The following is a 12,735-nucleotide window of genomic DNA, read 5'->3' on the forward strand; positions in this document are numbered from 1 at the left end:
ACAACGTTACATTAGTCTGACAACTCCCAACTGAATCAAAAAGATGGAATGGATTCTATTGTTTGTAGCCGGAGTGCTTGGCGGAATTCTTAACAGTGTTGCCGGTGGTGGAAGTTTTATCACATTTCCGAGTTTACTGTTTGTTGGTGTGTCTCCTGTTGTAGCCAATGCAACCAACACTTTTGCCGCCTGTGCTGGTTACGTCAGTGGTGCTTATGGGTTTCGACAAGACATCGCTAAACACCCTAAACCCATTTTGTTTACCGTCATCCTTAGCTTAGTCGGTGGCGCTTTAGGGGCTTACTTACTATTAAGTGTTTCTGAATCTCTGTTTCTAGAAGCTATCCCTTGGTTGTTATTATTTGCGACGGTGCTGTTCTTATTCGGCAGTACAATCAGCGAGTGGCCTAGAAAACTGATTCGTACTGGCTCTTTAAACCCAGTTTGGTTGAACATAATACTATCCGTGGTTTTGGTATTGGTCTCTGCCTATGGGGGCTTCTTTAATGCTGGGCTAGGGGTTATCGTATTGAGTTACTTGGTTCTTTCTGGGTACAAAGACATTAATCAAATGAATGGCCTCAAGCTTTTGGTGTCATCGTGTGTTTCGCTGACAGCCATCTTAGTGTTTGTTGTGGAGGGTTCTATTGACTGGCCCAAAGGTTTTATCGTGATGCTGGGGACATTGTCGGGGGGCTACGCTGCTGCACGGGTGTCACGTGACGTGCCTCAGCGATATGTCAAAGGCTTTGTGGCAGTATCGAGCATTTTGATGACCACATATTTCTTCTACGATGTTTATTGGGCGTGAATGAGATGATAGATCATGGTGAGTCATGCTATGTCTCAGCAATAACCATATAAGTCATCGTGAAATTCTGAGCTTGCTTGAAGTTTAGGTAAGGTGTTATTGAATATTTGATACGCTGAGCTTCAATACCGAAATACATGCCAGCTTTGTTCACCGTTTCAGTGGTCGCTTTGATCGCCAGTGACATGTTGTTTTGGAATGACAAGCGTAAAAAAAGCGATAAATACGACCAAGCCTGACAGCAAAAAGAGCGCCCTAAGGCGCTCTTCGTGTTTAGAAGAAACCGAGTGGGTTAACATCGTAGCTGATAAGTAAGTTTTTGGTGTTCTGGTAGTGGTCTAGCATCATCTTGTGGGTTTCACGGCCAATACCTGACTTCTTATAGCCACCGAAAGCAGCGTGTGCAGGGTAGGCGTGGTAACAGTTCACCCAAATACGACCCGCTTCGATGTTGCGACCCATGCGGTAGGCGAGATTAGCATCTCGCGTCCAAACACCTGCGCCTAAGCCGTATTCAGTATCGTTCGCAATGGCCAGTGCTTCAGCTTCGTCCTTAAACTTAGTAATAGCGATCACTGGGCCAAAGATCTCCTCCTGGAAGACGCGCATCTTATTGTTACCCTCAAGAAGTGTTGGTTGAATGTAGTAACCCGACTCGATACCGTCTTTTTGCTGAGCGACTTCACCACCAAAAACTACTTTCGCGCCTTCTTGGCGGCCTATTTCTAGGTAGCTCAGGATCTTGTCAAATTGTTCCTGAGAAGCTTGTGCACCCACCTGAGTGTCAGTATCGAGCGGGTTACCTTGCTGGATGCTCTTTGCGCGTTCGGCCACTTTGGCGATGAACTTGTCATAAACAGACTCATGCACTAACACGCGTGAAGGGCAGGTACAGACTTCGCCTTGGTTAAAGAAGGCCAATAGCGTACCTTCAATACACTTCTCCAAGTACTCGTCTTCATGGTCGAATATGTCTGGGAAATAGATGTTAGGCGACTTACCGCCCAGTTCCACTGTTGAAGGAATCAGGTTATCGGCTGCACATTTAAGAATGTGGTTTCCGACTTGTGTTGAGCCCGTGAAAGCGATTTTGGCAATACGGTTACTGGTGGCGAGCGCTTGACCCGCTTCACTACCAAATCCATTGACGACGTTTACCACGCCTGCTGGAATCAGATCACCGATCTTTTCCATCAAAAGCAAGATAGAAGTTGGGGTTTGCTCAGCAGGTTTCAAAATCACACAACAACCTGCCGCGAGCGCTGGAGCCAGTTTCCATGCGGCCATCAGCATAGGGAAGTTCCATGGAATGATCTGGCCGACAACACCAATAGGTTCAGGGAAATGGTAGCTCGCGGTATTCACATCAAGCTCGGCTGCGCTGCCTTCTTGAGCGCGGATACAGCCCGCAAAGTAGCGGAAATGGTCGACGACAAGAGGGAGATCTGCCGCAAGGGTTTCACGTACTGGTTTGCCGTTTTCCCACGTTTCTGCCACGGCAAGCTCTTCAAGATGCTGCTCAATGCGATCGGCAATCTTGAGGAGAATATTGGAACGCTCTGTTACGCTCGTGGCTGCCCAACTCGCTCTGACCTCATGGGCCGCATCAAGTGCTAGGTTGATGTCCGCCTCACCCGAACGAGCAACCTTGCAGTAAGCTTGCCCATTGACTGGTGACTTGTTGTCAAAGTATTCGCCAGATACAGGCTTCACCCATTCTCCACCAATGTAATTGTCGTAATGAGTTTTGAAGTTAACCACAGAATCCTGACTGCCTGGTTGTGCGTAAATCATAGAAATATCCTTATTATTTTCTCGTTCAAGTTATGTTTGAAGCTGCCACTACCGGTGAACACTTCAATTGCCCTTCATCTAACTAACGCAAATCACAGACCAATTGTTAAAAACTTGTTGTGACTTTGTTCTGGCGCTAGAGTGTTCAAGGCTTAGACTGTGTTGTTTTAAACGCATGGAGATGGAATTGGGTGTTAACAAAATGTTCACCTGTTCCAAAATGGCACACCCCAAATGCTCAAGAGTGGAACAGGTATGGAACTACAAACCCATCAACCAGACAGTTGGCTCATGTCCTCATGGCAGAGAAGTACTAATGCGGGCCTCAAACAGGTAAAGAAACCTGAAGACATTAATGTGTCTAATGCGCTGCTTAAAGAGCGACGTTATAAAGCTCAAGGCGTGATTGAGGCTCTGGAGCAGTGCGCTTTGCCTTTGTTTAATCAAGTTCTTTCTCGAACAGATAGCCGGTTGATTTTGACGGATGATGAAGGGGTCATTCTTGCGAGTTGGGGGCAGGAAAGATTCCGAGAAAAGTTGATGTCGATAGCGCTGGATTCAGGCAGTTGCTGGCAGGAAAGGCTGAAAGGGACGAATGCGATTGGAACGGCACTGTTCGAAAAGAAAGCAGTGTCTATTATTGGTGAGCAGCACTTTATCAAACAGCATCGCTTCATTAGTTGCTCGGCGAGCCCGTTATTTAACCATCGTGGTGAGCTGGTTGGTATTCTCGATATAACCAGTGAGCAAAGCAAACATGATGTGACTACGCAGCTGTTGGTCCAGAACATGGTGCAGCTGATTGAAAACTACCTGTTGACGCAAATCCCTGAGGGAGTATTGCAAATCAACCTTGCGCACAATGAATCAGTTTTGAAGAGTGGCTGGCAAGGCATAGTGATTGCTGATGAAAATGGTCAGGTGGTGGCACACAATCAGGTCGCCACTCAACTTATCCCTAAGGCAGCACTTGTTGGAGAGCATGTCGAGAGCCTTCTCAAGCAGCCAGAGCAGAGCGCGCAGTTCGTCTTTGAAAAACGGACCTTAGGTCAGAAGCCGGTCCAGAAAAAATGGCTCAGCGTATCGAGTGAACTTCACTATGGTGATCACCAAGTTGAACAAGCGTGGCAACAGGCAAATAAAGTGTTGGGCTGTGATATTAGTCTATTAATTCTCGGAGAAACGGGAGTTGGTAAAGGCGAGTTTGTTAAAGCATTACACAAACACAGTGCTCGATGTAAGCAGCCGCTTGTCACTGTTAATTGCGGGGCATTATCTAAAGATTTGATTGAGTCTGAGCTATTTGGTCATGCGTCTGGAGCGTTCACCGGAGCGAGTAAGCACGGTTACTCAGGGCGGATTAGACAAGCGGATAAAGGTATCTTGTTTCTGGATGAAATCGGGGAAATGCCGCTTGATGCGCAGTGCCGTTTGCTGTCTGTCCTGCAAGACAAAGTGGTTATGCCTGTGGGTTCGGCTCAATCTTATCAAGTGGACATTCAGGTGGTTGCCGCAACGCATCAGGATTTAAACCAACTGGTCGCACAGGGACGCTTTAGGCAGGACCTCTATTATCGATTGAATGGCTTAGTGATTACTTTACCTTCACTGTATCAGCGCGAAGACAAAGCCGCGTTGATTCGGGCAATTCACGCAAAACACCAACAAAACTCTCAGCAAATATCGGCGTCGCTAATGCAGTTATTACTCAATTATCGTTGGCTAGGCAATCTGAGAGAGTTGGATAACCTTCTCAAAGTCACCAGCTTGATTGCTAGCGATGTAGAAGAAATCAGTATTGATCATGTGCCTACTCACTTTGCCCAGCCATTGTTAGAAAACACTCCGGTGCAAAGTGAAGTGGTAGAACAGGATTTGAAATCAACGCTTAATAGCACATTGATCGACACCTACCATGCGCATAACGGAAATGTCAGCAAGGTGTCCCGAGTGCTGGGAATCAGCCGGAATACCGTTTATCGAAAGCTCAAAGCATTGGGGATTATCAAAGCAAAATGAGAGACGAGCGTGGGCATTATGATTGGACATTTTATGCCAGTGAAATAAGCTCATTGACGCAGGTATATTGACGGCATTTGATGATTCGTCATCTGCGCTTTACCTCATGATTATGCAGCTTCAATGGAGTCGCGAGAGTACATCGCTGATTTTCTTATATACGGTACAAGACAAAAGTAAAAAAAGAGCGCCCCAGAAGGCGCTCTTTATATATTGAAACCTAGCCTTTACAGTCCGCCTTGTTGCTGCGCCTGTTTTACTAATGCCTGACGTTGAGCTTCCTTAGTTTTTACCACTTCACTTTCCTTTTCCGCTTTGCTTCCTTCAATAGAAGGAACAAAGACAAAGTACTTATTAATAGTCATTTCAAGAACCTCAATTTAGATTGTTATAAACCGTCCAGGTTAAGCTAATCACCAATGCCGCGGTAAAGGTTCACGCGACTCCTTGTGGTAGGTTTCAAAAAATAGAGGATGTCAGCTAGGCTAACATCCTCCATAACGTATTAATTGTAGTAGGAGTGTGGGGTATTATAAAATACCGTACTAATCCCCTTTAAACTGATTTATACGTCGTAAGTCGTCGACGCTGTGTCACCGCCTGTACCAGTCCAGTTCGTGTGGAAGAACTCACCACGTGGACGGTCAGTACGCTCGTAAGTGTGAGCACCGAAGTAGTCACGTTGAGCTTGGAGTAGGTTAGCTGGTAGACGCGCTGTAGTGTAACCGTCTAGGAACGACAAGGCCGAGATGGTACAAGGCATTGGGATGCCGGCTTCTAGCGACTTAGCCGCGACTTTGCGCCATGCGCTGAGGCTGTTTTGTAGAATGCCTTTAAAGTAGTCATCTGAACCTAGGAATGCGATATCTGGGTTCGCTTCGTACGCATCACGGATGTTACCTAGGAAAGCAGAGCGGATGATACAACCACCACGCCACATTAGAGCGACATTACCGTAGTTTAGGTCCCAACCGTTCTCGTTAGATGCTTCGCGCATTAGCATAAAGCCTTGAGCGTAAGAGATGATCTTAGAAGCCAGTAGAGCTTGACGAAGTGCATCAACCCACTCTTGCTTGTCACCTTCAACTGGTGTGATTGTCTTGCCGAATAGAGATTCAGCTTCAACACGTTGGTCTTTAAGAGCAGATAGGCAACGAGAGAATACAGACTCAGAGATCAGCGTCAGTGGAATACCCAGGTCTAGCGCGTTGATACCTGTCCATTTACCAGTACCTTTTTGGCCAGCAGTATCTAGGATCTTCTCTACTAGTGGTTCACCGTCTTGATCTTTGTAACCAAGGATGTCCGCTGTGATTTCGACTAGGTAGCTGTCTAGTTCTGTCTTGTTCCAGTCAGCGAAGACTGCTTGCATCTCGTCAGCAGACATACCAAGGCCATCTTTCATGAACTGGTATGCTTCAGTGATCAGCTGCATGTCGCCGTATTCGATGCCGTTGTGAACCATCTTAACGAAGTGGCCAGCACCGTCGTTACCAACCCAGTCACAACAAGGTTCGCCAGCGTCAGTTTTTGCAGAGATACCTTGGAAGATAGGCTTAACCGCTTCCCAAGCTTCCGCTGCGCCACCTGGCATGATAGAAGGACCAAAACGCGCGCCTTCTTCGCCACCAGAAACACCTGTACCGATGAAGTGGATGCCTTTCTCACGAAGAGCAGCCACACGACGGTTTGTGTCTGGGTAGTTAGTGTTACCACCATCGATGATGATGTCGCCTTTGTCTAACAGAGGCACAAGTGCTTCGATGAACTTGTCAACGACGTCGCCCGCGCGAACCATTAGCATCACTTTACGTGGCGCCTCTAGCTTCTCAACTAGCTCTTCTAGAGAGTACGCACCGACGATGTTAGTGCCTTTTGCTGGGCCCTCTAGGAATTCGTCTACTTTCGCAGCAGTACGGTTGTGAGCAACCACTTTAAAGCCGTGATCGTTCATGTTCAGGATAAGGTTTTGACCCATTACTGCTAGGCCAATGACACCGATATCACCTTTCATTATTTCTCTCCAATTTCTCTAAAAATGGACGCTCGCATTACGCGATTTTTGCTGCTGCGTCTGAATCTAAGTACCACTCGGTCTCGCCAGCTTTAGACTGGATTTTCGCCGCTGGATACGGCAGCTCGCTTGCCGGAGTAGTATGAATTTCGTTTACGATTTCAACTTTGCCTGCACCAAGTACAAGATAGCTGATACGCTTAGCGGCTTCTAAAACTTTCGCTGTTTTAGAAACACGAATCTGGCCTGATTCAGGGTGAGAAGCCAATACTGATAGGTTCTCATCTTGATAGTCAGTTTGGCCTGGGAACAGTGATGCTGTGTGGCCATCTGCACCAACGCCTAGCAGAATCCAATCGAAAACAGGTGTGCCGTTTTCAGTCGGAATTACATCTGCCATCTCTTGTGCGAATCGCTCAGCTTCCGCTTTTGGTTCTTCTTCGCCACGGATGCGATGGATGTTTTCAGCTGGTAGGTTCACTTGGCTAAATAGCAATGTGTTCGCTTCACCGTAGTTGCTTTCTGTATCGTCAGGTGCCACACAGCGCTCGTCACCCCACCAGAAGTGCAGGTTGTTCCACTGGATGGATGTAGCGTATTTGTCGGTTGATAGTAGCTTAAACAGCATTTTAGGTGTGCTACCACCAGACAGTGAAATATGAACAGGTCGACCTAGTTCGCTGAACGCTTTCATGTCGTTCGCTAAGCTTTCTACCACCTGTTCTGCTGTTGGGAAGATCTTATGGTTGATCATAGTTCGCAGTAGTCCGTGTCTGTTAGGTTTTTACATGGGAAGCGCCAAGCGCGGTTAGCGCGTTGAAGTAGATCGTCTGCTTCTTTTGGCCCCCATGTACCACAGGCGTAACCAAATAGCGCTTGTGGGTCTTGTTTGAAATCGAGTATTGGCTGAACGTACTTCCAGCAAGCTTCTACGGCATCAGTACGCGCGAATAGAGTAGCATCGCCATTCAAAGCATCAAGTAGTAAACGCTCATACGCAGTCAGCATCTGAGTCTCTTCCAAATCATTGTAAGAGAAGTTCATCTTCACTTCTTTAGCTTTAAAGCCAGCACCTGGTTCTTTAAGGCCAAAACTCATCTGAATGCCTTCGTCCGGTTGGATACGAATGATGAGTTTGTTTTCAGGTGCGTTCTGACCAAACACTGGGTGCGGTGTGTTCTTAAAGTGGATAACCACTTCTGTTACGCGTGTCGGCAGTCGCTTTCCAGTACGAACGTAGAATGGTACCCCGTTCCAACGCCAGTTGTTGATGTAGGCTTTTAGACCAATGTAGGTTTCAGTACGTGAATCTTCGGCGACACCGTTTTCTTCACGGTAGCCCAGTAAGTGCTCTCCGCGAACTTCAGATGCGGTGTATTGGCCGAGAACAAGGTCTTTACGCAGAGATTCTTCGTCTAGAGGTTTCAAACACTGTAGAACTTTAACCACTTCGTCACGCATTGAATCGGCGTTGATTTGTGCTGGTGGCTCCATCCCAACCATAGCAAGAACCTGTAGTAGGTGGTTTTGGAACATGTCACGTACCGCACCAGAGCCATCGTAATAGCCGCCACGCTCTTCAACACCTAGGAATTCAGCACCGGTGATCTCAACGTATTCAATAAAGTTGCGATTCCAAAGCGGCTCAAACATCGCATTTGAGAAACGCAGAACCAGTAGATTCTGTACAGTTTCTTTACCAAGGTAATGGTCGATACGGTAGATTTGGTGCTCTTGGAAGTGTTCGTGAATCTCTTTATCGAGCTTTTGAGCAGACTCAAGATCGTAGCCGAACGGCTTTTCGATGATGAGTCGTTTCCAACCATCCTCTTCGTTACTTAGACCATGTGTAGCAAGGCTAGCAGGAATGATACTGTATAGGCTTGGTGGAGTAGCTAAGTAGAATAGTGTGTTACGTTGCTCGAAGTGGTACTGTTCGGACAGTTGGTCAAGACGGGTAACCAGTTTGCTGTAGTCTGCGGTATCAGAGGTGTTGATCGCTTGGTAGTGCAAGTGATTAATGAATGCATCTAGCGTTGCAGGCTCGGTTTTTTCCATTTCCTGAAGTGAGTACTTCAATTTCTCGCGGTAAGACTCGTCGCTGTATTCCGTGCGGCTGACACCTAGAATGGCGAAGTTTTGTGGAAGCTGCTTACTCGCATAAAGGTGGTATAAAGCAGGGATTAACTTACGATACGTTAAGTCTCCCGAAGCACCAAAAATAACGATGCTGCTGTTTTCTGGTATTACCATCATCTTTCCCTTAGAAACGAGGTAGTTATCATGTGCCGTCAATGCTGGCCTTTGGAAGTGCCAACCCTATCAACGGGACTTCAAAATTGATAATCGGTGATGCCTATTACTTTGATAGCCAAAACCTTAATCTTCTTGAGCTATAGAGATAAATCTCAGTTCGGCAGCGTATTGTCTATGAGTATTTGATATACATCAACCTTTGTGAAGGCAATCGATTAAATATTGACTAGCCAAATAGTCAGATTATTGATTTTTATAGGTTTATAGAGAGGTTGGATAGATGAGTATAAATGGAGTTAAAACTCTATTTGTTTACATGATTGAAACGTTTTATACGGATCTAGAATGAAATCCTCAGGTGCTCTTTGATGGTTTGAATATGCGTTTCTCTTTCGACAGGAACGATTTGCTGAGGCGTTAAGAACATCTCAGCGTATTTCTGATCAATTTCGTATTCTAAGAAGAGTAAGTAAAGCTTAGGATCGATATGACCTGAAGTGGCCATGTGGGTCATGATGTTAAGTGATTCCTCTAGGTTCTTCGCTTTTTTATAAGGTCTGTCACTGGAAGTGAGTGCTTCAAATATATCCGCAATGGCCATAACTCTGGCCGGGATAGAAAGTTGGTCTTCATTCAACCCTCTTGGGTACCCTTTACCATCCAAGCGTTCATGGTGTCCACCTGCAATTTCTGGGATATTTTTCAAATGTTCAGGGTAAGGAAGGCAGCCAAGCATCGCAATCGTCTGGATGATGTGATCGTTGATGATGAAGCGTTCTTCATCATTCAGGGTTCCGTAGCGAATGGAGAGGTTGTATAGTTCGCCACGATTGTATTTGAGGTCGCTTGGTTGCAGCACGAAACTCTCTTTCCAGACATCTTGTGGGCTTTCGCCCTGTTCCCATGGTATTTGGTGGACTTGTTTGTCGCTCAGTAAAGGCTCCATTACGGGCAATGTTTCAGTTCTACCAGCGCGTTGTTTTTCTACCCAAGATACACCAGCTTGATCATCCAAAGTTCTCTTCCACTGTCTTTTTGCTATGTTATTGAGCCGTTCAATGGCAGATTGTTCCATTTGCTCACTACCGATATTACACAGAGCGATAAACTGAAATTCTTCATCTAACGTTTTGTGTGTGTCTTGCAGGGTGCGTTTTAATTCGGGCGCGCTACCTCCTTGGTAAAGCCCTTGCCAGTATTCCACTTCAGCTTGTGCTTTGAGCAATTCAAAACGCATTCGGACTTCATGGATGCGATCGTAAATGGTTTCTAGTTTTGTTGCTTTATCTATCACGTATTCCGGTGTGGTTATCTTGCCACAGTCGTGCAGCCATGCCGCTAGGTGAAGTTCTTCCCACTTTTCCTTGTTCATCTTAAACTGAGGGAAGTGGATGTTGTCATCTTGTGCGACCTGAGTGAGCATTTTTGTTAATTCAGGTACACGTTGGCAATGGCTACCTGTGTAGGGGGATTTAGTATCTATTGCGGAAGCCATCAATTCGATGAATGCGTTTAGCATATCTTTTTGTTGCTGCATCTGATCGATGTTTTCTTTGGCGATTTCAGCAAAGCTCAGCAGTTCTTTGAGGAAGGCATGTTTGTCGCATTGTCCTTTAGTGATGTTTCGTTCATACCCAAGCAGTAAAATACCAACTAAACGTTTTTCTTTGTTGAGTAGTGGGAAAAAGTAGACGTCAGAATTATAGAAACGTTCTTTATATCGGTTGAGGACATTGTCACTTCGATTGAGGTGTACAATCTCACCTCGGTGTAAGTCGGTTTTTAACCAAGCCGTTTCAGACAGGAATTCATTTAACTCGATTTTAAATGGAATAATGGCATGGTTTGCCGAAACTTCAAACGCATTCTGCTTTTCTGCATACGTATAGAGAACGATGGTCTCTGCTTTCGTGACAAGGTAACTTTGATGGGTGATGGTTTTGGCTAAAACAGAAAAGTCCTGATTGCTGGCTGTCTCTCGCAATAACCTCAGTAAGTCGTGCAATGTGTGTTCCATGAGTTCGATCGATTCGGTCAAATTAGCGACTTCTCTGATGGCACTCCTGGGGTAACGAGTTTTCTTAAAATCAAAGCGCGTGATGTTATCAGTCAATAATACCAAGTTGTGCAAAGGGGTGGCGAGTTTGTTAGCGACAAGCCAAACGACCAAAAAGCTCAGTGCCAGCATAACAATGGCTACTATGATTTGCCTGTCCCGCATCGACAGTAGATTTACTAATAGATCGTCTTGTGGTGTCGCCTCCGCGAGTAAAAGGCGCACATGCTCGTTAAGGACAACGGGGGTTAGCGTTACCGACCAGTCTTGACCCTCTTGGACAAAAGCTTCGTAAAGTGTTTGGCTACTATGCCGGTTGAGGATTGGTGCGAATAAGCTCTGTTCAAGCTGTTGCCGTATTTGGCCGTTTTCTTGAGTTAAGTCAATACTAGCTTGATGCTGAGCTAGAACCCTAAACTGGTTATCAAACAGAACCAATTTGGTATTGTTGGAGAAGCCAATTTCACCAATCTGCTCAGATAGTGAAGACAAAGTGAAATCTGCCGCAACGACTTTTCCTCCATCCGAGGAGCGGCGAGATAAAGTCACCCCGTTGGTTTTTAGAAAGTAAAAAAAGTAGGGTTCAGTCAGTCGTATATCACCATCAGGGTCGGCATTCACAAACCAAGGCCTGACCCTTGGATCAAATTCATTATCATTGGTTTTTTTGTAGCCGACGCGCTGATGGTTTCCATCCAGGTAGTGGAACTCATTGAAACCGTCAGTTTTGGTGAAGTTGATCATCATGCTTGCTTTGGGCGGTGCGCCAAATCTCTTGCGTGACTTATTGTCACGCAGTGGACGAATCATAGTGAACTCACCCTCTTCGTTAGCGTAGAAAAGTGCAACAAGCCCCTGATTTCTTTGGAAAATAAGTTCTAATGATGAAAGGAACTGCTCCGCCTTGTCAGGGGCTTGGCGTTCACTGATGATGGAGCTAAGTGCCATGAAATCGAGCGTAGTGAGGATGGGTCCCGTACTTACTTTGAACGTCGACTCTAATTTACGACTATTTTCGCTGCTCAGCTCTTTGGCACTGACGGTAAGCAACTGTTGTGAGTGGTGATAGCTTATCGCAATGAGTACCGCACCAACCAAAGAGGTCAGTGCCAGAAACAAGCTCGTAATATGGATGCTCAACGAATAGTGACGTTTCTTCATTTCATGCCCACTAGTGAGATACTTACTAAGTATTGGTCAATATATGAATCATGCAAAAGTTGTGGTGGAATGTATGGCGGCTGAGTTGATAGTTAGCGGATTTATAAAGGAATAGGTCATTGAATCGACTATAATTATTAGAGGTATCGTAAAGGGAATGAACAGGATGTTGACTTTAAACTATCAGATCGAAGTGGCGTCAACGCCAGAAATCATCTGGAAAGTGCTCACTGAACTAGAACTGTACTCACAATGGGCAACTGCCTTTTCACCTCAGTCTCAGTTTGAAGGTGAGTGGTTAGAAGGGAATCATATCGCTTTTTTTGATCCCGAACTCGGTGGAACAAGGGCGCTTGTTGACCGGATAGAAAAGCACAAAGTGATTGAATATCATCATATTGCTATTTTTAACCCAGAACATATTCAAGACATAGATAGTGATGCAGCACAAAAGTGGATAGGCAGTAAAGAAAGCTATCAGATTACCCCTCTGGAAAACTCAGTTTTGCTTAAAGTGACAATTGAAACTCATCCAGATTTTGTCAGCATGTTTAATGTTGGATGGGGGAAAGCGTTGCCTATGATCAAAGTAATCTGCGAGCAACAGAATCCGTAAATGGTTAA

9 protein-coding genes are annotated in these 12,735 nt (G+C 45.7%); 3 read left to right on the forward strand and 6 right to left on the reverse strand.

The window, feature by feature from the left end:
• The first annotated feature begins 43 nt into the window (after positions 1–43).
• The gene (locus tag TW84_RS14955; RefSeq protein WP_045976428.1) at positions 44–811 is read left to right on the forward strand and encodes a sulfite exporter TauE/SafE family protein; all 768 of its coding nucleotides are present in this window, start codon (positions 44–46) and stop codon (positions 809–811) included.
• Positions 812–1,084: 273 nt separating this feature from the next.
• Here TW84_RS14955 and exaC read toward each other — a convergent pair whose 3' ends face one another.
• Positions 1,085–2,605: an acetaldehyde dehydrogenase ExaC gene (gene exaC / locus TW84_RS14960; RefSeq protein WP_045976429.1), complete on the reverse strand. Its 1,521-nt coding sequence runs from the start codon at positions 2,603–2,605 to the stop codon at positions 1,085–1,087.
• Between the two features lie 255 nt (positions 2,606–2,860).
• Between exaC and TW84_RS14965 the strand changes: the two genes are divergently transcribed.
• Positions 2,861–4,624 (forward strand): sigma-54-dependent Fis family transcriptional regulator, encoded by a 1,764-nt coding sequence (locus TW84_RS14965; RefSeq protein ID WP_045976430.1) that lies wholly within the window; start codon positions 2,861–2,863, stop codon positions 4,622–4,624.
• Positions 4,625–4,851: 227 nt separating this feature from the next.
• Here TW84_RS14965 and TW84_RS24900 read toward each other — a convergent pair whose 3' ends face one another.
• From TW84_RS24900 to TW84_RS14985, 5 genes are all read right to left on the reverse strand, one after another.
• On the reverse strand, positions 4,852–4,989 hold the full coding sequence (locus TW84_RS24900) for a hypothetical protein (protein ID WP_167336331.1): 138 nt from the start codon (positions 4,987–4,989) through the stop codon (positions 4,852–4,854).
• A 200-nt stretch (positions 4,990–5,189) separates the two neighbouring features.
• Positions 5,190–6,638 (reverse strand): decarboxylating NADP(+)-dependent phosphogluconate dehydrogenase, encoded by a 1,449-nt coding sequence (gene gnd, locus TW84_RS14970; protein WP_045976431.1) that lies wholly within the window; start codon positions 6,636–6,638, stop codon positions 5,190–5,192.
• A gap of 37 nt (positions 6,639–6,675) precedes the next feature.
• Positions 6,676–7,392: a 6-phosphogluconolactonase gene (gene pgl / locus TW84_RS14975; protein WP_045976432.1), complete on the reverse strand. Its 717-nt coding sequence runs from the start codon at positions 7,390–7,392 to the stop codon at positions 6,676–6,678.
• Positions 7,389–8,891 (reverse strand): glucose-6-phosphate dehydrogenase, encoded by a 1,503-nt coding sequence (zwf, locus tag TW84_RS14980; protein ID WP_045976433.1) that lies wholly within the window; start codon positions 8,889–8,891, stop codon positions 7,389–7,391. Before zwf ends, pgl begins: the two co-directional genes overlap by 4 nt.
• Before the next feature lie 343 nt (positions 8,892–9,234).
• Entirely contained in the window at positions 9,235–12,111 is a 2,877-nt protein-coding gene (locus TW84_RS14985) for an HD domain-containing phosphohydrolase (RefSeq protein WP_045976434.1), read from the reverse strand.
• 166 nt (positions 12,112–12,277) lie between these two features.
• On the opposite strand from TW84_RS14985, the gene TW84_RS14990 reads away from it, so the two are divergent.
• Positions 12,278–12,727: an SRPBCC family protein gene (locus TW84_RS14990; RefSeq protein ID WP_045976435.1), complete on the forward strand. Its 450-nt coding sequence runs from the start codon at positions 12,278–12,280 to the stop codon at positions 12,725–12,727.
• Positions 12,728–12,735 lie beyond the last annotated feature (8 nt).

It is taken from the genome of Vibrio neptunius, assembly GCF_000967495.1.
Taxonomy (GTDB): domain Bacteria; phylum Pseudomonadota; class Gammaproteobacteria; order Enterobacterales; family Vibrionaceae; genus Vibrio; species Vibrio neptunius.